The organism is Pseudomonas sp. H2_D02 (assembly GCF_054677635.1).
Genome location: NZ_CP162816.1, coordinates 6,214,700 through 6,239,562, shown reverse-complemented (window position 1 = coordinate 6,239,562; position 24,863 = coordinate 6,214,700). Strand labels below are relative to the sequence as shown.

Here is a 24,863-nt window from a genome sequence, read left to right as displayed (position 1 = left end):
TTCAGGTACTCCAGATTCTCGGTGGCACGGCCGCTCTTCCAAGCAATGCAGGCCTGAGCAAGCGCCACAACTCAATCAACCACCCCCGCGCCATTAGCGCCTCGCTCGCCAGGCAGCGGGCCACGAGCAAACCGGGCAATTGGGTCAGGTCGCCGCGCACGGCATGGCCCAGGGATCGGCAGCGTTCAAGCAATTCGCTGTCGATCTCGCCGGTCACCAGCAACGTGGCGAATACCGGATCACCGCCCAGGCCGATGGGCGAGTCCAGCAGTCCATCGCCACCGACGATGCGCTGGCGCTCATGCCACAACAGTTGGCCGTCGCGGCGGATGTCCAGCCGCGACTGGAAATGTCCCAGGTCGAATCGCTCACCACTGGCTGGCCGGCCGAGGGCAACCATGTCCCAATAGAACAACCGGGCATCGCCCAGCAGGTCAATGCTTGTGCTGAGTTCGGCCTGGGCTGCGCTGAAGACGATGGTTTCCTGGGGCAGCCATTCCAGGGTCGCGCCGGGGGCCACGCTCAGCGTCAGTTGCTGGTACGCCGGGCCCGCGGCGCGGTACCACTTGGCCGCGCCGGGGCTGGTCAATTGTGCCCAGGCGCCAGGGCCGACGTGGGCCGAGATGTCCAGCCGATCTCCACCGGCAATCCCGCCGGGCGGGTGGACGATGATGTGCTGGCACACTTCGGGGCCTTCGGCGTACAAGTGCTTCTGCACCCGCAGCGGGCCCTTGTGGCGGCGCTGTACCGGGCGTGTGCAATCGCCGAAGCGGGCATAGCCCAAGTCCAGCTCGGCGTGCCAGCTGGGTGTGAACAGGGCTGAAGACGTAACAGGTAGATTCATGATTTTCTGATTATCGTCGGGACGCTAAGCCTAGATCGTTACCAGCCCGCGCACACCCTCGGCTTCCATATTTTCTCCGCGGCCCTGTTGCACGATCTCGCCCCGGGACATCACCAGGTACTGATCGGCCAGCTCGGCGGCGAAGTCGTAGAACTGCTCCACCAGCAAAATCGCCATGTCGCCCCGCGCCGCGAGTTTCTTGATCACTGCGCCGATTTCCTTGATCACCGACGGCTGGATGCCTTCGGTGGGCTCGTCGAGAATCAGCAGGCGTGGCCGACTGGCCAGGGCCCGGCCAATGGCGAGCTGTTGTTGCTGGCCCCCGGAAAGGTCACCGCCCCGGCGCTGTTTCATCTGCAGCAGCACCGGGAACAGTTCGTAGATGAAAGCCGGCACTTCCTTGGCTTCGGAACCGGGAAAACGCGACAGACCCATCAGCAGGTTTTCTTCCACCGTCAGCCGACCGAAAATCTCCCGGCCCTGGGGCACGTAGGCGATGCCGGCATGCACCCGTTGGTGCGGTTTGAAGGTGGTGATGGCCTTGCCTTCCCAATTCACCGCGCCTTCCTTGGCCGGCAGCAGGCCCATCAGGCATTTGAGCAGGGAGGTCTTGCCCACGCCGTTGCGACCCAGCAGGCACGTCACCTCGCCGACCTTCACGTCGAACGACAGACCGCGCAGGATGTGGCTACCGCCGTAGTATTGGTGGAGGTGTTGGACTTGTAGCATTTGAACTCCGTTTTTTAGAGCTTCAAGCGGCAAGCTTCAAGCTGCAAGTAAGAGCAGGATGGTGTACGGCTTTGCTTTCAACTTGCCGCTTGAAGCTTGCGGCTTGGCGCTGGCCGATTTATCGACCCAAATACACCTCGATCACCCGCTCATCGGCCTGCACCTGTTCCAGCGACCCTTCGGCCAGCACGCTGCCCTGGTGCAGCACGGTGACGTGGTCGGCGATCGCGCCGACGAAGCCCATGTCGTGCTCTACCACCATCAGCGAATGCTTGCCCGACAGGGACTTGAACAGCTCGGCGGTGAAGTCGGTCTCGGCGTCGGTCATGCCCGCCACCGGCTCGTCGAGCAGCAGCAGTTGCGGGTCCTGCACCAGCAGCATGCCGATCTCCAGGAATTGCTTCTGGCCGTGGGACAGCAATCCGGCGGCGCGGTTGACCGAGGTCGCGAGGCGGATTGTCTCGAGCACTTCGCTGATGCGGTCGTGCTGCTCGCCGGTCAGTTTCGCCCGCAGGCTGGCCCACACCGATTTGTCGGTCTTGAGCGCCAGCTCCAGGTTCTCGAACACGCTCAGGGCTTCGAACACCGTCGGCTTCTGGAACTTGCGACCGATCCCGGCCTGGGCGATCTGTACTTCGCTCATGGTCGTCAGGTCGAGGGTCTCGCCGAACCAGGCCTTGCCATGGCTGGGGCGGGTCTTGCCGGTGATCACGTCCATCAACGTGGTCTTGCCCGCGCCGTTGGGGCCGATGATGCAGCGCAGTTCGCCGACGCCGATGTACAGGTTCAAATCGTTCAGCGCCTTGAAGCCATCGAAGCTGACGCTGATGTCTTCCAGGGTCAGGATGGTGCCGTGGCGGGTGTTCAGGCCAACGCCCGCTGCCTGGCCGAGGCCGATGGCGTCGCGGCTGCTGCCCTGATCTTTGTTGGGTTCCAGGATAGGTTCGAGCATGAAATCCGCCGTAGGTGTGATTCTCATTGTTCGCCCCTTTTCTTCAGCAGCCCGATCACGCCCTTGGGCAGGTACAGGGTCACGACGATGAACAGTGCGCCGAGGAAGAACAGCCAATACTCAGGAAACGCCACGGTGAACCAGCTTTTCATGCCGTTCACCACGCCCGCGCCGAGCAATGGTCCGATCAACGTGCCGCGCCCGCCGAGGGCGACCCAGACGGCGGCCTCGATGGAGTTGGTCGGCGACATTTCGCTGGGGTTGATGATGCCCACTTGCGGCACGTACAACGCCCCGGCGAGGCCGCACAACACCGCGCTCAACACCCAGACGAACAGCTTGAAGCCACGCGGATCGTAGCCGCAGAACATCAGCCGGTTTTCCGCGTCGCGCAGGGCAGTCAGCACCCGGCCGAATTTGCTGCGGGCCAGGCGCCAGCCAATGAACAGGCTCGCCACCAACAACAACACCGTGGCGAAAAACAGCACCGCGCGGGTGCCTGGCTCGGTGATGCCAAAGCCCAGGATCGAACGGAAATTGGTGAAGCCGTTGTTGCCGCCAAACCCGGTTTCGTTGCGGAAGAACAGCAACATTCCGGCGAAGGTCAGGGCCTGGGTCATGATCGAGAAATACACGCCCTTGATCCGCGAGCGGAAGGCGAAGAAGCCGAACACCAGCGCCAGCAAACCCGGCGCCAGCACCACCAGGCACATCGCCCAGAGGAAACTGTCGGTGCCGGCCCAGTACCAGGGCAGCTCGGTCCACGACAGGAAGGTCATGAACGCCGGCAGGCCATCGCCGGCGGCCTGGCGCATCAGGTACATGCCCATGGCGTAGCCGCCCAGGGCGAAGAACAACCCGTGGCCCAGGGAGAGCAAGCCGGCGTAGCCCCAGACCAGGTCCAGCGCCAGGGCGACAATGGCATAGCAGAGAATCTTGCCCACCAGGGTCAGGGTGTACGCGGAGACGTGCAGCGGATTGTCCGCCGCCAATAACGACAGCAAGGGCAGGCTCAACAGCACGGCGAGAATCAGCGCGCCGACGGCGAGGGTGACTTTGGGACCGGCCTTTTGCGTGGCCGTGAGCATCAGGGGCTGGTTCATCAGTCGATTACCCGTCCTTTGAGCGCGAAGAGGCCTTGCGGACGCTTCTGGATGAACAGAATGATCAGCGCGAGGATCAGGATCTTGCCGAGCACGGCGCCGATCTGCGGTTCGAGGATCTTGTTGGCGATGCCCAGGCCGAACGCAGCGAACACGCTGCCGGCCAACTGGCCGACGCCGCCGAGCACCACCACTAGGAACGAGTCGATGATGTAGCTCTGGCCCAGGTCCGGGCCGACGTTGCCGATCTGGCTCAGGGCCACGCCGCCAAGCCCGGCGATGCCCGAGCCGAGGCCGAAGGCGAGCATGTCCACCCGGCCCGTGGGCACACCGCAGCAGGCGGCCATGTTGCGGTTCTGCGTTACCGCGCGGACGTTCAGGCCCAGGCGCGTCTTGTTCAGCAGCAGCCAGGTCAGCACCACCACGAACAGCGCGAAGGCAATGATCACGATGCGGTTGTACGGCAGCACCAGGTTGGGCAACACCTGGATCCCGCCCGACAGCCAGGCCGGGTTGGCGACTTCGACGTTCTGCGCGCCGAACACCAGGCGTACCAGTTGGATCAGCATCAGGCTGATGCCCCAGGTGGCGAGCAAGGTTTCCAGCGGCCGCCCGTAGAGGTGACGGATCACCGTGCGTTCCAGGGCCATGCCGATGGCGGCGGTGATGAAAAACGCCACCGGCAGGGCGATCAATGGATAGAACTCGATGGCGTTCGGGGCGAAGCGCTGGAACAGCATCTGCACCACGTAGGTGGAGTAGGCGCCGAGCATGAGCATCTCGCCGTGGGCCATGTTGATCACCCCCAGCAGGCCGAAGGTAATCGCCAGGCCAAGGGCGGCCAGCAGCAGGATCGAGCCCAGGGACATGCCGCTGAACGCCTGGCCCAGCAACTCGCCAACCAGGAGTTTGCGCTTGACCTGGCTGAGGCTGGTTTCAGCGGCGGTGCGCACCGCGCCATCGGTTTCGACGCCGGGTTCGAGCAGGCCTTCGAGGCGGGTGCGGGCCAGCGGGTCGCCGGTTTCCCCCAGCAGGCGCACGGCGGCGAGGCGTACGTTCGGGTTGCCGTCCACCAGTTGCAGATTCGCCAGGGCCAGGCTCAGGGCGGCGTGGACGTCTTCGTCCTGCTCACCGGCCAGTTGCCGATCAAGAAACGCCAGTTGCGCCGGGCGGGCGCTTTTCTGCAGTTGTTGCGCGGCGCCCAGGCGTACGCGGGCATCGACCGCGAGCAGTTGATGGCTGGCCAGGGCGGTTTCGATCAGCCCTCGCAAGCGGTTGTTCAGGCGCAGGGTCTTGGGTTGGCCGTCGACGGTCAACTGGCCTTGCTGCAAGGCGTTGATCAGTTCGACGCGCTCAGGCTCCGGCTGCGCGGCCCAGGTTTCCAGGAGCTTGGCCTGCTGGGTCGGGTTGGCGGCGACGAAGTCTTCGGCGTCGCCGGCGTATGAGGCCATCGGCAATAAGAATGTGATGGTGAGGATCAAGCGGTAGAGGGCGGTGGGCATATTGTTGGCCTTGCGCAAAACTTCTTTTGTGGGAGCGGGCTTGCTCGCGAAGGCGGTGGGCCAGGCAGAACAACTTTGACTGACGCTCCGCCTTCGCGAGCAAGCCCGCTCCCACAAGGGAGTTGTGTCGGACCTGAGCGTCATGCTCGGGCCGACACCCATGGGCTCAGTTGCTCTTCACCGCGTAGTCAGGCTTCTTGTCGTTGCCGGCGATGAACGGGCTCCACGGTTGCGCGCGGATCGGCCCTTCGGTCTGCCAGACCACGTTGAACTGACCGTCGGCCTGGATCTCGCCGATCATCACCGGCTTGTGCAGGTGATGGTTGGTCTTGTCCATGGTCAGGGTGTAGCCCGACGGTGCGGCGAAGGTCTGGCCGGCCAGGGCTTCGCGGACTTTGTCGACGTCGGTGGACTTGGCTTTTTCCACCGCTTGGGCCCACATGTGGATGCCAACATACGTGGCTTCCATCGGGTCGTTGGTCACCGCTTTGTCGGCGCCCGGCAGGTTCTTGGCCTTGGCGTAGGCTTTCCAGGCATCGACGAATTTCTTGTTCGCCGGGTTATCCACGGACTCGAAGTAGTTCCACGCCGCCAGGTTGCCTACCAGTGGCTTGGTGTCGATGCCGCGCAGTTCTTCCTCGCCCACCGAGAACGCCACGACCGGTACGTCGGTGGCTTTCAGGCCCTGGTTCGCCAGTTCTTTGTAGAACGGCACGTTGGAGTCGCCGTTGACCGTGGAGATGACTGCGGTCTTGCCGCCGGCCGAGAACTTTTTGATGTTGGCGACGATGGTCTGGTAATCGCTGTGGCCAAACGGCGTGTAGACCTCTTCGATGTCTTTGTCCGCCACACCTTTGGAGTGCAGGAACGACCGCAGGATCTTGTTGGTGGTACGCGGGTAGACGTAGTCGGTGCCCAGCAGGAAGTAGCGCTTGGCGCTGCCGCCTTCTTCGCTCATCAGGTATTCCACCGCCGGAATCGCCTGCTGGTTTGGCGCGGCGCCGGTGTAGAACACGTTCGGCGACATTTCTTCGCCTTCATATTGCACCGGGTAGAACAGCAGGCCGTTGAGTTCTTCGAACACCGGCAACACGGATTTACGCGACACCGAAGTCCAGCAGCCGAACACCACGGCGACCTTGTCCTGGGTCAGCAACTGCCGGCCCTTTTCGGCGAACAGCGGCCAGTTCGACGCCGGGTCCACGACCACCGCTTCGAGTTTCTTGCCGTTGACCCCACCCTTGGCGTTGATCTCATCGATGGTCATCAGCGCCATGTCCTTGAGGGACGTCTCGGAGATCGCCATGGTCCCGGACAGCGAATGCAGGATGCCAACCTTGATGGTCTCGGCGGCCTGGACGGTCCAAGCCATGCCCATCGCGGCAATGCTTGCCGAGAGTGTAAAAGCCTTGATCAAGCTACGACGCTTCATGGTGCGATCTCCGTGGTCTTTATGTTTTTCTGGATGGCAGATGCAGACGCTGGAAGGGGCTTTTGCAAGGGGTGTGCCCGGTTGGAGAAAGGCTTTGAAACGCGGGGTTGACGGCGTGAGTGGAAAATGGCGATGCACCATCAGTGACCGTATCGCGGGTGCTGGTGCAATGTGGCGCTCCGCATTGGGGCGTGGAGTCGGATTAATCCAAGGTGAGATTTTCAACCGCACGTCTATGCTGGTTCTTCTGGATTCTGAAGTGGGGAAGTCGGTTTGAATGACTCTGGCGTTGCAAGCTTTTTTCTTCTCGATGAGACGGCGGTTTTCGACGTGTTGCCTGAAGTCAAACTGGCCGAGCATCCGCAATGGATGCCTGTAGCGCATCTGAGGGAAGGAAGGTATTCACTGATTCTCACCGCTGGGGAGCGCCTTCGAAGCAGCCAGCTGAATGTGTTTGCCGATTCAATGTTATTCCTTCGTTTTTCGGCCGCTCTACCCAGCATCAGCAGGGATGGGCTTACTTGTTCAGTTATTTTTCTTGAAGACGAAACTCAGGCCGACTTTCAGATTGGAGCGTTTCATGTCTGCGGAAGAAATCCGCCGCCGGAATGGAGGACGGTGGATTTGGACCTGGCCTGGTTGGCGGGCAAGCGTGGCCGCCTCTTGATCGAGTGTGGGCCCGGGGCGCAGAACGATCCCACGGCGGACTGGCTGGCGATAGCAGATTTATGCGTCGCCAGGGAAGGAGAGATAAAGGCGCTCCTGGCCAGGACGCATCATTCAATGCGCATGAAAAACGAGATAGCGCACTTCAGCAGCGTCTACCGGAGCGAGTTCTACTCAACCGTCCAGCAGCGACAGAGTGAAACTGCAAGGGGCGTCGCTCGCAAGGTTCGCCCATTGAATGGACTGGCCCATGCGCAAGGGCATGATGCGCAGGCCGACATGGTCATTCAGGAACCGTTGGCCGGGGAGGCCGCCTACTCCTATGCGACTCGTCTCCTGAGGGCGAACGTCCCGCAAACCCCGCCTGATTTTCAAGCGAGGCTACGCCAGAAAGTCACGGACCACGGGGCGATAAAGGTTTTGTCCATCTGCAGCGGTGCCGCGCGGATAGAGGCTGGTTTTTCAGCGGCTATTCCCGAAGGCGTGCAATGGTCACTGCTGGATATCAATGAAGACCTGCTCCAAATCGCGGCAAAACAGTTTTCGCCGCAAACCTGCCTCGATTTGATCGTGGCGGATGCGAATGACCTGGCGCCTACCGGTGAACAGTGGGATGTCATTATGTGTGTTTCGGCATTGCACCATTTGGTAGAGCTGGAAAAAGTCATGCGCTTTATCTCCCGTAGTCTGAAAGATGACGGGGAGTTCTGGAGCGTGGGTGAGGCCGTGGGGCGTAACGGCAATCGCTTGTGGCCCGACGCCATAATTGCCGCCGATGCAGCGTTCTCGACCTTGCCGGCGCGTTACCGATTGAATGCCGATACTCAGGTGGTCGATGCTGTCATTCCAGACAAGGACCACTCAATTGGGTGCTTCGAGGGGATTCGAAGCGAGGAAATTACCGCGCTCCTCGAACGTTGGCTGACGCCCGTCGATGTTTACCGAACCAATTGCTTCCTCTGGCGAATGGTCAACCTTGCCTACAGCGGGAATTTCAACCTTGAAAAAGCTGAAGACCGGGCGTTGATCATTGATCTGGTTCGAGCGGAGCTTGAACATTTTCGTAATGGAGGCCTTGGGACCGAGTTATTCGGCGTCTACAAGAAAAAGCATCTTTTCAACGACGGCGCATCAGGCCAATAAAGAACAACCCGCCGATGGCTGCCGTAGCGACCCCAATCGGCAGGTCCTCCGGCGCGATCAGCGTGCGGGCTGCCACGTCCACCCACACCAGGAACAGGCTGCCCAGCAGCACGCAGGCTGGTAGGAGTCGTCGATGCTCGGCGCCCACCAGGCGCCTGGCAATGTGCGGCACCATCAACCCGACAAAGCCAATCGAGCCGCTGATGGACACCAGCACGCCGGTCATCAGTGACGCGATCAAGAAGATCCACAACCGCACCTTCGCCGCGTTCAGGCCCAGGGTCACGGCGGTCTGTTCACCGGCCATCAGCGCGTTCAGTGGCCGGGCCATGCCCAGCAGCAACACCAATCCCAGCAGCACACTGGCGGCCGGTACGGCCAGCAGTTCCCAGCGTGCCAGGCCCAGGCCGCCAAGCATCCAGAACATCACCGCAGAACTGGCACGATGGTCACCGAGGAACAACAAGAGGTTGGCCGCCGCCATCATCACGAAGGACACCGCCACGCCGCATAGCAATAGCCGATCACTCTCCAGCCGGCCTTGGCGGGCAGCGATGGCCAACACCAGCAACATGCTCAGCAGTGCGCCGATGAAGGCGGCGAGGGGCAGGGTCAGCAGGCCAATGACCTCACCGACATGCAACACCACGATGACCGCCCCCAAGGTCGCGCCGGAAGTGACGCCCAACAGGTGCGGATCAGCCAGCGGATTGCGCGTGACCGCTTGCAGCACCGCGCCGATCAACGCCAGCCCGGCGCCGACCAAGGCACCGAGTAACAGGCGCGGGACGCGGATCAGCCAGACGATATGTTCCTGGCCGGCTGTCCAATGGACCTCGCCGACCCCCAAGGTCTTGCTCAACAGGATGTCCCAGACCACAGCCACTGGCACCCGGGCCGGCCCGAAGCCGAGGGAGACCACGCACGACACCAGCAGGAGCGCGCCGAGGACCGTCAGCAGGGCGGCGTAGCGACGGTTGTTCATTGGCCGTGGAAACCCCGTGCCAGGGTTTGCACCGCCAGCACGTTGTCGATGCCCGGGGTGGCCTGCACGTAGGGGATCACGATGAAGCGCCGGTGCTTGATCGCATCGACTGATTGCAGGGCCGGGTTGTCTAGCAGGAATTGCTGCTTCTGCTCGGCGCTGACTTCGCCATAGTCGACGATCACGATGACCTGCGGGTTGCGCTCGACCACGTTTTCCCAGTTCACCCGCGTCCAGCTGGTTTCCACGTCATCGAGGATGTTGCGCCCGCCGGCCGCGTCGATCAGGGCTTGGGGCATGCCCAGGCGCCCGGAGGTCATGGCGCGGTCTTCGCCGCTGTCATACAGGAATACCCTCGGTTGTTGGGCCGGCAGGTGTTTGCGCACTTCGGCCACCTGGGCCTGCATCGTGGCGATCAGCGCGTTGGCGCGATCCTGCACGTCGAAGATTTTCCCCAGGTTGCGCAAGTCGTTGTAGGTGTCCTCCAGCGAGGCCGCCGGGCGCTTCATTACGAACGCGCAGGATTCGGTCAACTCGTAGACATTGATGCCCAGCGGTTGCAAGGTCTGCGGCGTCAGGTCGCCGCCCACGCGCATGCCGTAGTCCCAACCGGCGAAGAAGAAATCGACGTTGGCATCGAGCAGGGTTTCCACCGAGGGGTATTTGGCGGCGAGTTCCGGCAGGCCGTCGAGGATCTTCGCCATCTCGGGCGTCACCGATTTCCAGCCGCTGATGCCGCTGTAGCCGACCATGCGGTGCTTGAGGCCCAGGGCGAGCATCATCTGCGTCATGTTGATGTCATGGCTGACAGCATGGCGAGGGGCCTGATTGAATACCACCTGGCGGTTGCAGCTCTGGATCGTCAACGGGTAGCGGGTGGCTTCGGCCAGGGCATCGGCGCTGCCCAGCAGCAGGGGCAGCAACAGCAGGAAACGCAAGGTCATGGTTGGGTTATCCAGGTGATTCGTGGGTAGCCGGACAGCGGATGCTCGTCCACCAGGGCTTCGACGCCGAACACCTCGCGCAACAGTTCGGCGGTGAGGACGTCCTTGGGCGTGCCGCTGGCGACGATGCGCCCGTGTTCGATCACGTACAGGCGGTCGCAGAAGGCGGCGGCCAGGTTCAGGTCGTGGAGGCTGGCGAGGGTGCCGATGCCCAGGCCCTTGATCAGTTGCAGCAGTTGCAATTGATAGCGCGGGTCGAGGTGGTTGGTCGGTTCGTCGAGGATCAGCAATTGCGGCTGCTGGGCGAGGGCGCGGGCGAGGATTACCCGTTGCTTCTCACCGCCCGAGAGCGTGGCGAAGGCATGGTCGCCAAAGCCTTCGAGCCCGGCCGATGCCAATGCCTGGTTTACCAGCCGGCGGTCTTCATGGTTGTCGCTGTCGAACAAACCCTTGTGAGGCATCCGGCCCATGGCGACGACTTCTTCAACGGTCAGGCCGAAGGCGTCGGGAAATTCTTGCAGCACCACCGCAATGCGCTGGGCGCACCAACGCGCGGACTGTTTCCAGAGGTTGTGATGTTCGAGTCTGACCTCGCCATGTTCCGGCCGACTGAATCGATAGGCGCAGCGCAGCAGGCTGGTCTTGCCGCTGCCGTTGGGCCCGATCAAGCCGACAAACTCCCCGGCCGTCACCTGCAGCGTGGCGTCACGCAGCTGGAACTGGTGATGGCAGTGGCCATGGCCCAAGGGCGTCCAGGCGAGGTGGGAGAGGGTTAGGGAGGTCATGCGGTTACTCAAATTATCGGATCGACACACAGCCCCTGTGGGAGCGGGCTTGCTCGCGAATGCGGTGTGTCAGACATATAAATGCTGACTGACACACCGCATTCGCGAGCAAGCCCGCTCCCACATTTAGACTGTGTTTACAGTTGTTGAAAGCGGGCGCGATTGTAGAGGTTTCGCGCCGCCTTTCGTTAACGCACTGTCTTCAGCTTGAAGATGAAGCGACTTCAGGCTGGCGATTCAAGCGGGTAACAAGCCGATCCAGCGCCCACACCACCACCAGCGAAGCCCCCACCAGCGGGAACACCACCGCCAGGGCCAGCATGATGAACACGCCAGTCTTCCACGTCGGCAAATCGTGGCGCAGCGGCGGCACGCCGAACTTGCCCTGGGGCCGGCGCTTCCACCAGATCACCAGGCCACTCACGGCGCTGAGCAGGATCATCAGGCAAACCAGCAGCACGATGATCTGGTTCAGCGGGCCGAACATCTTGCCTTCGTGCAGCATCACGCCGGTTTCGGTGGCGCGGGCCACGACGCTGTAATGCTCCCAACGCACATCGGCCAGGACCTTGCCGGTGTATTGGTCTACGTGCAGGGTCGCGTCGTTGCGCGGGTCGTCGGCGAACACGGCGATGGTGAACACGCCGGAAGCGGTCGTAGGGAACGTGATGCTGTAGCCGGGTTCGACCTTGCGCTCGGTGGCGATATCCTGCACCGCTTGCAGGCTGGCGGTCGGCGCCGCGGGGCCTTCGTGCATGCCGCCGTGGGCCATGTGCTCGGCGTGGTCGCCGGACATCGGCATCGGCGTATTCTCCACGGCCCATGGCACGGTCTGGCGGTGGGCGTTGTTGAGGCTGCCGGCCTCGACGTCGGACTTCGGCACGTCATTCCACATCGCCGCCGGAAAGCGGTTCCACAAGTCCGCGTATTGCTTGCCCCAGAAGCCGGTCCAGGTCATGCCGCTGAGCAGCATCACCAGCAGGAACGCGGCGCCCCAGAAGCCGAGGACCACGTGAAAGTCGCGCCAGAACAGCCGACCGCGCGCGCTCCAGCGCGGCCACAGCACGCCGGCCGATGATTGCCCGCGCGGCCACCACAGGTACAGGCCGGAAACCACCAGCACCACGCCCCAGCCGGCGGCCATTTCCACCAGTCGGTCGCCCACCGTGCCGATCAACAACTCGCCGTGGATCGCCCGGGTCATGGCTTGCAGGTTGTTCTTCGCATCCTGCTCGCCAAGGATGTCGCCGTGGTACGGGTCGATGAACACATTCAGTTCCCGGCCCTGGTCGATCACCACGAATTGCGCGCTGCGTTCGGCATTGACCGGTGGCAGGTACTGCTTGACCTGGCCTTCGGGGTAGGCCTGGCGGACCTGCTTGAGCAGGTCGTCCGCCGCCAGGGCGTGGTGACTGGCCGGCACATTCAGTAAGTCGCCGTACATCAGTGGATCGAGTTGCGGCTTGAACAGGTAAATGATCCCGGTCAGGGCCAGCATCACCATGAACGGCGCGACGAACAGCCCGGCATAGAAATGCCAGCGCCAGGCCAGGTTGTAGAAATTCGGTTTCGGTTGGCTCATCAGAAAGCGCTCCGCAGGGCAAATTGGGTTGTTATGTTGTGCGGTCAGTCAAGGTGGAAACGAACCACTGTGGGAGCGAGCTTGCTCGCGATAGCAATGGTTCAGCTTGCATCGATGTTGAATGTGCCTTCGCCATCGCGAGCAAGCTCGCTCCCACAGTTTGTGTTCTTGCTGACAGATCTCCGGTGCTGGTTAGAAACTCATATCCACCTTGGTCCAGAGCGTGCGCCCCGGTTCGTTGATGGCCTGCGGGTCGCTCGCCGGGTAGCCGAACCCGGCGTTGCCGGCCAGGTTCAAGTGCTCGGCGTAGGCTTTGCCGAACAGGTTGTCGACGCCGCTGCTGACCTTCCAGTGTTGATTGATGCGATAGGCGCCGTTGAGCGAGAAGATCCCGAACCCCGAGCTTTTGCCGTAGTCCTTGCCGACCACGTTGCCCTTGTTTTCATCGACCCGGTGCTGCGCCGCCACCACCCGCCACAAGGCCCCGGCGCTCCAGCGGTCTTCGCTGTAGGTCAGGCCCAGGCGCGCGTCCAGCGGCGGCATCTGCGCCAGGGCGCTGCCGTCGCTGCTGTTCTTGCCCCAGGCGTAGGCTAGGGTGGCATCGGCTTTCCAGCGTTCGGTGAGCAGGTAGGCCGCGCCCAGTTCACCGCCCATGATCCGCGCATCGATGTTCTCGGCCCGGGAGGTGGTGCCCATCATCCCGGGCGTGTAGTCGAACAGGATGTAGTCGCGAACCTGCCCGACATAACCCGATGTCCAGGCTTCGAGGGTTTCGGTCTTGTACTGCAGGCCGAAATCGAGCTGGGTGGTTTTCTCCGGCTTGATCGCGTCGAAGGCGTTCAGCGAACCGCTGGGGCCGACGTTCGCCGAGAACAGCTCCCAGTAGTCCGGGAAGCGTTGCGCGTGACCGACGCCGGCATAGAGGGTGGTGGGGCTGTCGTCCAGATCGTGCTCGTAGCGGACGAAACCACTGGGCAGCGTGTCGGCCCGGGTGTCATCGGCGGTGGGGTTGGGGCGCGCCGACATGCCCGAACCGATGCTCTGGCGATAGTCCTTGGCCGAGGCGCGGTCGAGCCGGGCGCCGGTGATAACCCGGTCGCGGTCGGCGGCGTACCAGGTCAGTTCGCCGAACACCCCGTAATTGTGGAAGTCGGCGTCCTTGGTGTAAGGCAGGTCCTTGTAGGTATCCACGCCCATGCTGCTGCGTTGGCGATGCTCGTTGGTCTGCGCGTCGAGGCCGCTGATCAATTGCACATCGGCCCAACGCCAGGTGGCCTTGATGCGGGCACCGAGGGTGCGGCGGTCGACATTGGACGCCATGGGGCCGGCCATCATCCCGGTGCCGGACGGCGTGCGCAGGCTGTAGTTGTCCATCACATGGTCGGCATAGTTGTAGTAGACCTGCGCTTCGACTTTATCCAGCACCTCGCCGATGTTCGAGCGCTCGAAACGCAGCCCGAGGCTTTCGCGCTTGAACTGCGAACCGTCCATGCCGCGCCCGGCGTAGCGTGCCTCACCGTCGCCCTTGCCGGCGGTCAGCTCCAGCAAGGTATCGGCGTCCGGGGTCCAGCCGAGGGTGACATCGCCATTCCACTTGTCGTAGCGCGACGGCACGGTGTCGTTGTTGCCGTCGCGGTAATCGTCCGAATGGGCAGTGTTGCCGATCACCCGTACATAACCCCGCGGCCCGCCAGCGGCGGCGTCCACCACTTTGTCGAAACGGCCGTTGGAGCCGGCCAGCACACTGGCGTTGACCCGGGTGCCGAGCTCGCCGAACTGCTCCGGCTCGCGCTCGAACAGCACGGTCCCGGCCGAGGCGCCGGGGCCCCAAAGTACGGTTTGCGGGCCCTTGATCACGGTGAGCTTGTCGTAGGTTTCCGGCGAGATGTAGGACGTTGGCGCGTCCATCCGGCCCGGACAAGCGCCCAAGAGCATGCTGCCGTTGGTGAGGATGTTCAGCCGCGAGCCGAACATGCCGCGCAGCACCGGATCACCGTTGGTGCCGCCGTTGCGCACCAGGGCGAAGCCGGGAATGGTCTTGAGGTAGTCGCCGCCATCGCTGGCCGGCACCGGTTGGCGCGGGTCCTTGGGGTTGGTGACGACGGTCAGCGGCGAGCTGGGGGCGATGGCGGTGATGACCGTCGGGCTCAGCTCTTCGACCGGATGGTCGTGATGCTCGTGCTCATCAGCCAGCGCGAGCGGGGTGAGCAGCAGGCCGCACAGTGCGGCGATGGTGTGGCGTGAACGAGCCGGTGGCGCGTTCAGGAGGCAGCGAACCTGGGCAGAACCCAACGCGATGCCAGCAGGAAACCTGGACATGATGATTCCATCGAACAAACGTAGACGACACGGTCGGGCAGCCTGGGGCTGTCTTGTACGACCGGGTGAGTAAGTGTCGGGAGCTACGCTGCGAAGGGCGGTGCGCGGGTGCGGGCACCCGGGAAGAACGCGGGCCGGGCATGGCCCAGGCGTGGGGAGGGGCTGGTGAAGGTGTTGGTGTGCGGCGTGTCGAAGGCGGCGAAGGTATGACCGCCGGGCAGCGCGGGGCAGTTGAACAGCAGGCTGCAATAGCCGCACTTTTCCCACAACGCATGATGCTCGCCCTGGGGCGGGCAATGTTCGGCTGCCGGCGCTTCGTGCACCGCCATTTCCATGCTCATATCCATGTCCATCGGCATGGACATGGACATGCGTTGATCCATCGGCATCGACTGGGAAACCAGCGGACCGATGAAGATCATCAGCATGGCGAACAGGCTGATCCAGCTACCGCGGGTCAGGCTCATGGGCTGACGACGGCGGGTGGGCAGGCTGGCGCGACGAGGTTGCATGGGGCGGCTACGTCTTACTGTTCGTGTTTATGCGTCTTGGTGCCGTCGGGTGCTTTTTTCTGCACCGCGACGTCCACCGTGACATCCCCGGCCTTTTCGAAGTGCAAGGTCATGGGGAAACGTTTGCCGTCGCTGAGCAGGCTGCGGTCCTTCAGGTCCAGCAGCATCACGTGATACGCCATTGGTGCGAAGGTGACGGTCGCACCGGGGGCGATATTCACGACGGGCACCTGTTGCATTTTCATCAAGTCGTTTTGCATCACGTGCTCATGGAGTTCGGCCTTGCCGGCAATCGGCGAGTCGACGCTGAGCAGCTTGTCGGCGGTCGTGCCGCCGTTGTGGATCACGAAATACGCGGCCACGGTCGGCGCGTTGGGTGGCAACTCCTGGGACCACGGATGGGCGATCTCAAGCTCGCCTGCCTTGTACTGGTGAGCTTGGGCGAAGCCGACGGGAAGCAATAGGGCAGCCAGCAGGATAAGTCTGTTCAACATGGCAATTCTCCGGAACGATTCAGGGCGCAATTTGGTGCGGGGAGAGTCAGGCCAGAGGCGAGGCGCGGGGATTGAGGCTGGGCCATTGCTGGCGCGGGGTGGGGCTGTCGAGCTGTGAATGGACGGCATTGCGATGGGCCCGTTGTGCATCCAGATACAACTGCGGAGCATGCCCGGCGAGCGCCACTAACGGTGCCGGACCTGAGCAGCACCAGCAATGCTGCATGGTCGAGTGAGTGTCTTTTTGTGGCGTGCCTTGTTCGAATTTACCCAGCGAAACCGCCACCATCTTCGTGCCGCTGGAGGAGCAGAAACTGCCCCAGAGTATTTGTTCGCCTGGCGAATTGGCGGTCGCGCTCCCGCTGTTGGAAAGCGGCATGGCAAGCATGTTGAACAGCACTGCGAAGCAGGCGATCCAGGCAAATGCAAGCCGTTGTCGGGACATGGGGCAATCCGCTCGGTTGGGCGATCAGGTGGCGGTATTTAGCCTGATCGGGGGTGAGAAGTAAAAAAGCCATGTGCGGTGTAGGGTCGCAGGGCTGGTGTTAACAGTAGCAACAGATCTTCGAGTGAGTGCTTTTGTGGCGAGGGAGCTTGCTCCCGCTGGGCCGGGCTGGCGCTCCAGCGCGAAGCGGCCCTAAAACCGGACATTGCGGTGTGTCAGGAATATCGCGTCCGCTTTTTTGGGGCTGCTGCGCAGCCCAGCGGGAGCAAGCTCCCTCGCCACAGGGCGGCGGCTGTGCGCAGGTTAGTCGACCGGGGAGTCCAGCATTACCGGCGCGCCCGAAGGCGCCCTGCGCACAACCACCATCAAGTGCAGGGATGAAATACCTGACTGACGAAGCTTGTGAACCCGCTGAAAACCTCGGGCGACTAAACCCGATCACTGAAGGGCAGTGACGGGAATCAAGTTACCGACGGCCTCCAAGGCGCACAAGCCGGCGGATTCTGGCGTAGTTGTAGGCAGCGACGCAAGGTGATGTAGCCTGCTGACGTAGTTCTGACAGGACAGGCTTGTAGGACGGTGCAGATTTCTGTCAGACCAACTGCCGCAGCCCCTGCAACACCTCATTCACCGTCCCAAACTCCCGGTCCACCCCGGCTAACACCGGCCGCTTCAACACCAGCACCGGCACCCCCCGTTCCCGCGCCACCTCCAGCTTCGGTTCAGTAGCAGTGCTGCCGCTGTTCTTGCTCACCAGCACATCGATCCGCCGCCGTTCGAACAGCTCACGCTCGCTCTCGATATGAAAAGGACCACGAGCCCCGATCACTTCGCAGCGCTCATTACCGGGGTAAACCTCCAGCGCCCGCAAGGTCCAGAATTGCTCTGGCGGGATTTCATCCAGGTGTTGCAGCGGCTCGCGCCCGAGGGTGAACAAGGGGCGCTGGAAGGGTTGCAGGGCCTGGATCAATTCGCTCCAGTCGGCCACTTCGCGCCAGTCATCGCCGGCTTGGGGTTGCCAGGCCGGGCGGCGCAGGGCCCAGCAGGGGATGGCGCAGGCGCGGGCCGCGTGGGCGGCGTTGTGGCTGATTTGCGCGGCGTAGGGGTGGGTTGCATCCAATAGCAGGTCGATGCCCTCGGCGCGGATGAATTGCGCTAGCCCTTCGGCGCCGCCGTAGCCGCCGACGCGCACCTGGCAGGTCAGGTCGGTGGGGATGCGGCCGATGCCGGCCAGGCTGTAGATGTGCTGGGGCCCGAGGGTGCGGGCGATGGCCAGGGCTTCGGTGACGCCACCGAGCAGCAGGAAACGTTTCATGACAAGGCTCCGGCGTGGCCGACGATCCCGCCCTGGCGGTCGATGGCGAAGACTTCGACCTGGACCTGGGCCGGCACCACGCTGCGGGCGAAGGCCAGGGCGTGCTCGCACACCACGTCGCCCAAGGCGATGCCGGCGGCGCTGGCCATCGCCAGGGCTTGTTGGCTGGTATTGGCTCCTCGGATGCCGTTCTGCAGAATCTCATCGGCACCGATCGCGGCGGCCCATTCGGCCAATTGCGGCAGGTCGATGCTCGAGTGGCGGCTGTGCAGGTCCATGTGGCCGGCGGCGAGTTTGCTGATCTTGCCAAAGCCGCCGCAGAGGCTGAGTTTTTCCACCGGCACCTTGCGCACATGCTTGAGCACGGCGCCGACGAAGTCGCCCATTTCAATCAGGGCGATTTCCGGCAGGTTGTAGACCCGGCGCATGGTGTCTTCGCTGGCGTTGCCGGTGCAGGCGGCGATGTGCAGGTACCCATTGGTTTTCGCCACGTCGATGCCTTGGTGGATCGAGGCGATGTAGGCCGCGCAGGAAAACGGCCGGACAATGCCGCTGGTGCCAAGGATCGAGAGGCCGCCGAGGATGCCCAGTCGCGGATTCATGGTTTTCAACGCCAGGGCTTCGCCGCCCTCGACATTGACCGTGACTTCGAAACCTCCGGCGTAGCCGCTTTCTTCGGCCAAGCGGCCGAGGTGATCGTTGATCATCTGGCGCGGCACCGGGTTGATTGCCGGCTCACCGACGCCCAGCACCAATCCCGGCCGTGTCACTGTGCCCACGCCGCGCCCGGCGACGAAGCGCACGCCGGGTTCGGCGATCAAGCGCACCTGGGAAAACAACAGGGCGCCGTGGGTCACGTCCGGGTCATCGCCGGCGTCCTTGATCGTCCCTGCCTCGGCGCCTTGCTCGGTCAAACGGCAGAACTCCAGGCGCATCTGCACGTGCTTGCCCTTGGGCAAGACGATTTCAACGGCATCGGCCTCGGTGCCGCGCAGCAGCAAGCGGGCCGCTGCCAGGCTGGTGGCGGTGGCGCAACTGCCGGTGGTCAGGCCGCTGCGCAGGGGCGCGGGTTGTTCGGCGGTTTCGTCACGCATCGAGAGGCTTGACCAGGTCGAGCAAGGTGATCGGCAAGGCCTGGCGCCAGGTGTCGAACTCGCCCAAGGGCTGGGCCTGGGCGATGTGGATGCGGGTCAGCTCACCGCCGTGACGTTCGCGCCAGTGCATCAAGGTCATTTCGCTTTGCAGGGTCACGGCGTTGGCGACCAACCGACCGCCGGGCTTGAGTCGGGCCCAGCAGGCGTCGAGCACGCCTTCGCGGGTGACGCCACCGCCGATGAACACCGCGTCCGGCCGTTCGAGGTTTTCCAACGCCTGCGGGGCGCTGCCGCGAATCAGTTGCAGGCCCGGCACGCCGAGGGTGTCGCGGTTGCGTTCGATCAAGGCTTGTCGGCCTTCGTCGGTTTCGATGGCCAGGGCCCGGCAGCTAGGATGGGCGCGCATCCATTCGATGCCGATGGAGCCGCTGCCCGCGCCGACATCCCACAGCAGCTCGCCGGGTGTGGGGGCGAGGCGGGCCAGGGTGATGGCTCGCACGTCGCGTTTGGTCAACTGGCCGTCATGTTCGAACGCGGTGTCCGGCAGGCCGGCCAGGCGTGAAAGGGCGCGCTTCGATGGTTCGGCGCGGCATTCGATGGCGATCAGGTTCAGGTCGGCGACGGGTTCATCGGACCACTGTGTCGCGGTGTTTTCGATCCGTCGTTCGGCAGCACCACCCAGATGCTCCAGGACAGTCATGACACTCGAGCCGAATCCCCGCTCACGCAGCAACGCCGCCACTGCGGCAGGGGTCTGGCGATCATTGCTCAGCAACAACAGCCTGACGCCTGTGGATAAATGCACATTGAGCGCCGTCATGGGGCGCGCCACCAATGACAGCGTGACCACGTCCTGCAGCGGCCAGCCCATGCGCGCCGCGGCCAGCGAACAGGAGGATGGCGCGGGGATGATCAACATTTGATCGCTGGGCACCTGCCTGGCCAGGCTCGCGCCGACGCCATAGAACATCGGATCGCCGCTGGCCAGCACGCACACCGGTTCGCCCTGGCGAGCCAGCAACGGTTCCAGGGAGAACGGGCTGGGCCACGATTCTCTTTCACCACGGATGCACAGCGGCAGCAATTCCAACTGGCGAGCGCTGCCCAGGATCCGCGATGCCTGCAGCAAGGCATGGCGGGCCGTTCGGCCCAGGCCCTTGAAGCCGTCTTCACCGATGCCCACTACGGTCAGCCAGGGGGTCATCTCTGTTCCTCGAATGAATGGGTTGGATCGGCGCACTGGTAGCGTCCGCGAACGGGCCGCCATCATACCGCGCTCCGGTGGATCAGGCGTGACCCATCCCCTGTGGGAGCGAGCTTGCTCGCGATGACGGCGTTACACTCGACATCACTTTTTCAGGCAGACCGCTATCGCGAGCAAGCTCGCTCCCACAGGGGGATTTGTGATGGATACAGGATTTGTGTGTCCACCATCAGCAATCCGACCAGCAAGCTTTTCATGACCCCCGGCAAAGCAGGCATAATGACGGCCCCTCGCCGTCGTGGCGTTTCTTATCTGCCGGTCCTGCCTTGAACCAACATCCATCCTCAAACGTCATTCGCCCCTCCGGTTGCCCGGGGTTGCTACGTGTCGTCCAGGCGCTGGACGGGGGAATCTGTCGGATCAAGCTCGATGGCGGTTCCATCCTGGCGGATCAGGCCGATGCCGTGGCCTCGGCAGCCGAGCGGTTCGCGGGCGGGGTGATCGAGGCGACCAACCGGGCCAACCTGCAAATCCGTGGGATTGGCCCTGGACATGACGCGCTGATCGATACATTGCTGGCTGCCGGGCTTGGTCCCCGCAAACCGTCCGGCGATGACGTGCGCAACCTGATGCTCAGCCCTTCGGCAGGAATTGATCGGCAGATGCTGTTCGACACCCGCCCATTGGCCGGACAGATCCTCGTCACCCTGCAAACCCACGAACGTTTCCATGAGTTGTCGGCCAAGTTCGCCGTGCAACTGGACGGTGGGGAAGCGCTGGCGATGCTCGAACATCACCACGACCTGTGGCTGTCGGCCCTGGTCCGCGACGGCGAGCCCTGGCTGGCCTTCGGCTTGGCCGGCACCCCGCTGGACAAACCGGCGGGCCGGGTGCCCCTGGCCCAAGGGCACGCCTTGGTGGTGGCGGTACTTGAGGTGTTTCTGGACTTGGCGCGTCCGGACCAGATTCGCATGCGTGACTTGCTGGCTGAACTTCCCGCGGACGAATTCATGATCTGCGTGGCCCGCCGCGTCCCCCTGAAATTTTGCCCGGACTGGCAGCGGGATGTATCCATCGATGGACTGCACCTCGGCGTCCATTCCCAGCACGACGACCGTGTCTATGTCGGCGCGGCGGCGGCTCTTGGCCGGCTCGACGCCGGAATGCTGCGAGGAGCGGCGCAGTTGGCACGGGAGAAGGGCGACGGCAGCTTTCGTTTCACGCCCTGGCAGAGCCTGTTGCTGCCCAACGTGCATCGCGAATATACCGATGAAGTGTTGGCGCGGCTTGAAGAACTGGGATTTTTAGGTTCGAGTGATCAGCCCCTTGCACAACTCATCGCCTGCACCGGTTCCAGTGGCTGTGGCAAAGCCCTCGCCGACACCAAGGCCGACGCCCGCCGACTGGCCGAGGGACTGCAACGCCGAGGCCAGGCATTGAAGATCCATTTTTCCGGCTGCCCGCGCTCTTGCGCGGCGGCCCATGTCGCACCCGTCACCTTGCTGGCGGTCGCCCCCGGTCGTTATGACCTGTATTTTCGCGATGCCACGCTGCCGGGTTTCGGCGCGTTGCAGGCACACAATCTGACTATCGAAGCGCTCGACCACTGGCTCGACGCTCATCCCCGGAGCCCCCTTGATGCTTGATTACATCCGCGACGGTCAGGAGATCTATCGCAACTCCTTCGCGATCATCCGCGCCGAAGCCAACCTGGCGCGCATTCCGGCCGACCTGGAGAAGCTCGCGGTGCGGGTGATCCACGCCTGCGGCATGGTCGAGGCTATCGACGGCCTGCAGTTTTCCGAAGGCGCGGGCACGGCTGGACGCCAGGCGCTGGCGGCCGGTGCGCCGATCCTGTGCGACGCGCGGATGGTGTCCGAGGGTGTGACCCGGGCCCGTTTGCCGGCCAATAATGAGGTGATCTGCACCCTGCGCGACGACAGTGTGCCGGCGTTGGCCCGCGAGCTGGGCAACACCCGCTCGGCGGCGGCGCTGGAACTGTGGCGTCCGCATCTGGAAGGCAGCGTCGTGGTTATCGGCAACGCGCCGACGGCGCTGTTCTACCTGTTGGAAATGCTCGATGCAGGTGCGCCAAAACCGGCCCTGATCCTCGGCTTTCCGGTGGGCTTTGTCGGCGCCGCCGAATCCAAGGCCGCGCTGGCGGCCGACAGCCGTGGCGTACCGTTCGTGATCATGCAAGGCCGCCTGGGCGGTAGCGCCATGGCTGCCGCCGCCGTCAACGCCCTCGCCACGGAGATTGAATGATGCAGCAGCCTGGACGTCTGATCGGCCTCGGCGTTGGCCCCGGTGATCCGGAACTGATTACGGTCAAGGCCCTGCGCCTGCTGCGCGAGTCGCCTGTCGTGGCGTACTTCGTCGCCAAGGGCAAGAAGGGCAACGCCTTCGGCATCATCGAAGCCCATTTGCAGGACGCGCAGACGTTGCTGCCGCTGGTCTATCCGGTCACCACCGAGGTGCTGCCAGCGCCATTGTCCTATGAGCAAGTAATCGCCGATTTCTACGACACCGCCGCCGAGCAATTGGCCGTGCACCTGGACGCAGGGCGTGACGTGGCGGTGATTTGCGAAGGCGATCCGTTCTTCTACGGCTCCTACATGTACCTGCACGATCGTTTGGCCGAGCGCTACGATGCCGAAGTCATCCCGGGTGTTTGCTCGATGCTCGGTGGTGCCTCGGTGCTGGGTGCGCCGCTGGTCTATCGCAACCAGAGCCTGTCGGTGCTTTCGGGCGTGTTGCCCCACGAAGAACTCAAGCGTCGCCTGGCCGACGCCGATGCTGCCGTCATCATGAAGCTGGGGCGAAACTTTCCCAAGGTTCGCCAAGTGCTCCAGGAGCTGGGCATGGACGGACGGGCGCTGTACGTCGAACGAGCGACCATGGCCAATCAAAAGATCGTGCCGTTGGATGAAGTCGAGCCGATGTCTTCGCCGTATTTCTCGCTGATCATTGTCCCTGGCGAACGGTGGCAGGGATGACTTCAACGGTTCCGGCAATTGTCATTCTCGGCCAGGGCAGCCTGGCGACGGCCCGGCGAATCCAGCAGCGTTATCCCGAAGCCTTGATCCACGGCCTGGCCGGTCGGGTCGAGGGCAGTGACCGGCCATACACGGAATTCGGCGCGACATTGCGCGAGCTCTATCAGCAAGACACGCCGATCATCGCCCTGTGCGCGGCGGGCATTGTCATTCGCAGCTTGGCGCCGCTGTTGTTGGAAAAAGGCGCCGAGCCGCCAGTGCTGGTGGTGGCCGAGGATGGCAGCGCCGTGGTGCCGTTGCTGGGCGGGCTCGGCGGCGTGAACGTCATGGCCCGTGAAATCGCGGCAGCGCTGCAAGTCGCGCCGGCAATCACCACCAGCGGCGAGTTGCGTTTCGGCACGTGCCTGCTCAATCCGCCAAGCGGCTACCGCCTCGGCGACCTGGAGCAGGGCAAGCGCTTCGTGTCTGATCTGCTGGCCGGTGAGCCGGTGCGCATCGAAGGCGCCGCGCCGTGGCTGGACCAGGCGCAGTTGCCGCAAGATGCACAGGCTCGGTTGGCGATCCGAATCGACAGTGCTGCGGGAGTGCCTGCGGCGAACGAGTTGCGCATTTATCCGCGCAGTGTCGTGGTCGCAGTGAGCGCTGGCGCGACGGATGTGTTGGCCTCCATTGAGCAAGCGCTGGCCCAGGCCGGACTCGCGATGCAATCAGTGGCGTGCCTGTTGACGGCGGACAGCGACATGGTGCGCTCCGAGTTGCAGCAAGCTGCGTCGGTCCTGGGCGTGCCGCTGCGCTTCGTTACGGCCAACGGCAGTGTGGCGCAGTGGCTGGGTGACGCCATCGGCCATCGGGCATCCCCTCGGGTCTCGGGCGACGTTGCCATTGCTGTGGCCGCACAGCCCCTCGATCCGCAACGGATCGGCCGCGCGCGCGGGCGTCTGGCGGTGATCGGTCTGGGCCCTGGCGCGGCTGAGCTCATGGTTCCGGCCGTGCGCGCGGAACTTGACCGTGCAACCGACGTGCTGGGTTATGAAACCTATGTGCGCATGGCCGGGCCTTTCCGTGCCGATCAGATACAACACTGCACCGACAATCGTGAAGAGATGCAGCGCGCCCGGCACGCCTTCGAACTGGCGGCCCAGGGGCGGTCGGTGGTGGTGGTATCCTCGGGCGACCCTGGCGTGTTCGCCATGGCGGCGGCGGTGCTCGAAGCGCTGCATGATTCCAGCGATCCGGCCTGGCACCAGGTGGACCTGGAAATTCTGCCGGGCGTATCCGCTTCCCTGGCCACGGCCGCCCAGGCGGGCGCGCCGCTGGGGCATGACTTCTGCGTGATGTCGCTGTCGGACAATCTCAAGCCGTGGTCGATCATCGAGAAGCGCCTGGACCTGGCGGCCGAAGCCGACCTGGCCCTGGCGTTCTACAACCCCATCTCCCGCTCTCGTCCTTGGCAGTTGGGACGGGCGCTGGAAATCGTCGCGCAACATCGCACTCCAGGCACTCCCGTCGTCTTGGGGCGGGATATCGGTCGACCGGGCCAGACGTTGCGCGTCACGACGCTGGGGCAATTGACCCCGGATCAGGTGGACATGCGCACGATGGTGCTGGTGGGCTCTTCCACGACGAGCGTGTTCCCCCGTGCCAAGGGTGGCGATTGGGTGTATACACCGCGGTGGTATGGCGACAAGCCCCTCTGATGAAACATTGCGGCCCGTTCGGGCCGCCGTCATTACTTTGTATTTCCTGCCATATCGCGTCACTTCGTCAGTGAATTGAACGGCGTTTTATTGAGCGTTCAATAGACTGGTTTGTAATGT

Annotated in this window: 22 protein-coding genes; 5 read left to right on the top strand and 17 right to left on the bottom strand. The window is 63.5% G+C overall.

Annotated elements, in window-relative coordinates; all coding sequences use genetic code 11:
* Position 1 precedes the first annotated feature (1 nt).
* From AB4N42_RS28475 to urtA, 6 genes are all read right to left on the bottom strand, one after another.
* A complete protein-coding gene (locus AB4N42_RS28475; RefSeq protein WP_030140108.1) occupies positions 2-844 on the bottom strand; it encodes an urease accessory protein UreD in 843 nt (280 codons plus the stop codon).
* A gap of 30 nt (positions 845-874) precedes the next feature.
* Positions 875-1,573, bottom strand: a complete 699-nt coding sequence (gene urtE / locus AB4N42_RS28470; RefSeq protein ID WP_460115671.1) for an urea ABC transporter ATP-binding subunit UrtE — start codon at positions 1,571-1,573, stop codon at positions 875-877.
* Positions 1,574-1,691: 118 nt separating this feature from the next.
* Positions 1,692-2,552: an urea ABC transporter ATP-binding protein UrtD gene (urtD, locus tag AB4N42_RS28465; protein ID WP_460115669.1), complete on the bottom strand. Its 861-nt coding sequence runs from the start codon at positions 2,550-2,552 to the stop codon at positions 1,692-1,694.
* On the bottom strand, positions 2,549-3,628 hold the full coding sequence (gene urtC, locus AB4N42_RS28460) for an urea ABC transporter permease subunit UrtC (protein WP_122567259.1): 1,080 nt from the start codon (positions 3,626-3,628) through the stop codon (positions 2,549-2,551). The genes urtD and urtC overlap by 4 nt, the downstream gene beginning before the upstream one ends.
* Entirely contained in the window at positions 3,628-5,130 is a 1,503-nt protein-coding gene (gene urtB / locus AB4N42_RS28455; protein WP_460115667.1) for an urea ABC transporter permease subunit UrtB, read from the bottom strand. Before urtB ends, urtC begins: the two co-directional genes overlap by 1 nt.
* A gap of 166 nt (positions 5,131-5,296) precedes the next feature.
* Positions 5,297-6,562: an urea ABC transporter substrate-binding protein gene (gene urtA / locus AB4N42_RS28450; RefSeq protein WP_460115666.1), complete on the bottom strand. Its 1,266-nt coding sequence runs from the start codon at positions 6,560-6,562 to the stop codon at positions 5,297-5,299.
* 273 nt (positions 6,563-6,835) lie between these two features.
* On the opposite strand from urtA, the gene AB4N42_RS28445 reads away from it, so the two are divergent.
* A complete protein-coding gene (locus AB4N42_RS28445) occupies positions 6,836-8,371 on the top strand; it encodes a class I SAM-dependent methyltransferase (protein WP_460115665.1) in 1,536 nt (511 codons plus the stop codon).
* Here AB4N42_RS28445 and AB4N42_RS28440 read toward each other — a convergent pair.
* The 11 genes from AB4N42_RS28440 to cbiE all read right to left on the bottom strand — a co-directional run bounded on the left by AB4N42_RS28440 (position 8,346) and on the right by cbiE (position 20,050).
* On the bottom strand, positions 8,346-9,356 hold the full coding sequence (locus AB4N42_RS28440; protein WP_030140101.1) for a FecCD family ABC transporter permease: 1,011 nt from the start codon (positions 9,354-9,356) through the stop codon (positions 8,346-8,348). The two genes, AB4N42_RS28445 and AB4N42_RS28440, sit on opposite strands and share 26 nt — an antisense overlap.
* On the bottom strand, positions 9,353-10,300 hold the full coding sequence (locus AB4N42_RS28435) for an ABC transporter substrate-binding protein (protein WP_217861144.1): 948 nt from the start codon (positions 10,298-10,300) through the stop codon (positions 9,353-9,355). Before AB4N42_RS28435 ends, AB4N42_RS28440 begins: the two co-directional genes overlap by 4 nt.
* A complete protein-coding gene (locus AB4N42_RS28430; RefSeq protein ID WP_407684417.1) occupies positions 10,297-11,085 on the bottom strand; it encodes an ABC transporter ATP-binding protein in 789 nt (262 codons plus the stop codon). The genes AB4N42_RS28435 and AB4N42_RS28430 overlap by 4 nt, the downstream gene beginning before the upstream one ends.
* Before the next feature lie 202 nt (positions 11,086-11,287).
* Complete coding sequence (locus AB4N42_RS28425) at positions 11,288-12,667, bottom strand: PepSY-associated TM helix domain-containing protein (RefSeq protein WP_460115664.1); 1,380 nt, start codon at positions 12,665-12,667, stop codon at positions 11,288-11,290.
* A 192-nt stretch (positions 12,668-12,859) separates the two neighbouring features.
* Positions 12,860-14,986, bottom strand: coding sequence for a TonB-dependent copper receptor (locus AB4N42_RS28420; RefSeq protein ID WP_460115663.1), 2,127 nt, complete (start codon positions 14,984-14,986; stop codon positions 12,860-12,862).
* 83 nt (positions 14,987-15,069) lie between these two features.
* A complete protein-coding gene (locus AB4N42_RS28415; protein WP_198797887.1) occupies positions 15,070-15,453 on the bottom strand; it encodes a DUF2946 domain-containing protein in 384 nt (127 codons plus the stop codon).
* A gap of 59 nt (positions 15,454-15,512) precedes the next feature.
* Positions 15,513-15,992, bottom strand: a complete 480-nt coding sequence (locus tag AB4N42_RS28410) for a copper chaperone PCu(A)C (RefSeq protein WP_030138011.1) — start codon at positions 15,990-15,992, stop codon at positions 15,513-15,515.
* Between the two features lie 46 nt (positions 15,993-16,038).
* Positions 16,039-16,437: a DUF2946 domain-containing protein gene (locus AB4N42_RS28405; RefSeq protein ID WP_030138012.1), complete on the bottom strand. Its 399-nt coding sequence runs from the start codon at positions 16,435-16,437 to the stop codon at positions 16,039-16,041.
* A 592-nt stretch (positions 16,438-17,029) separates the two neighbouring features.
* Positions 17,030-17,752 (bottom strand): cobalt-precorrin-6A reductase, encoded by a 723-nt coding sequence (locus AB4N42_RS28400; RefSeq protein ID WP_198797861.1) that lies wholly within the window; start codon positions 17,750-17,752, stop codon positions 17,030-17,032.
* A complete protein-coding gene (locus AB4N42_RS28395) occupies positions 17,749-18,846 on the bottom strand; it encodes a cobalt-precorrin-5B (C(1))-methyltransferase (protein ID WP_030138013.1) in 1,098 nt (365 codons plus the stop codon). The genes AB4N42_RS28400 and AB4N42_RS28395 overlap by 4 nt, the downstream gene beginning before the upstream one ends.
* The gene (cbiE, locus tag AB4N42_RS28390) at positions 18,839-20,050 is read right to left on the bottom strand and encodes a precorrin-6y C5,15-methyltransferase (decarboxylating) subunit CbiE (protein WP_460115661.1); all 1,212 of its coding nucleotides are present in this window, start codon (positions 20,048-20,050) and stop codon (positions 18,839-18,841) included. The genes AB4N42_RS28395 and cbiE overlap by 8 nt, the downstream gene beginning before the upstream one ends.
* A gap of 326 nt (positions 20,051-20,376) precedes the next feature.
* Between cbiE and cobG the strand changes: the two genes are divergently transcribed.
* Genes cobG through cobJ form a run of 4 tightly spaced genes read left to right on the top strand, consistent with a single transcriptional unit; the run spans position 20,377 to position 24,743 of the window.
* Entirely contained in the window at positions 20,377-21,696 is a 1,320-nt protein-coding gene (gene cobG, locus AB4N42_RS28385) for a precorrin-3B synthase (RefSeq protein ID WP_460115660.1), read from the top strand.
* On the top strand, positions 21,689-22,315 hold the full coding sequence (locus AB4N42_RS28380; RefSeq protein ID WP_030138016.1) for a precorrin-8X methylmutase: 627 nt from the start codon (positions 21,689-21,691) through the stop codon (positions 22,313-22,315). Before cobG ends, AB4N42_RS28380 begins: the two co-directional genes overlap by 8 nt.
* Positions 22,315-23,046, top strand: a complete 732-nt coding sequence (locus AB4N42_RS28375; RefSeq protein ID WP_030138017.1) for a precorrin-2 C(20)-methyltransferase — start codon at positions 22,315-22,317, stop codon at positions 23,044-23,046. The genes AB4N42_RS28380 and AB4N42_RS28375 overlap by 1 nt, the downstream gene beginning before the upstream one ends.
* A complete protein-coding gene (gene cobJ / locus AB4N42_RS28370; protein ID WP_460115659.1) occupies positions 23,043-24,743 on the top strand; it encodes a precorrin-3B C(17)-methyltransferase in 1,701 nt (566 codons plus the stop codon). Before AB4N42_RS28375 ends, cobJ begins: the two co-directional genes overlap by 4 nt.
* Positions 24,744-24,863: the final 120 nt, after the last annotated feature.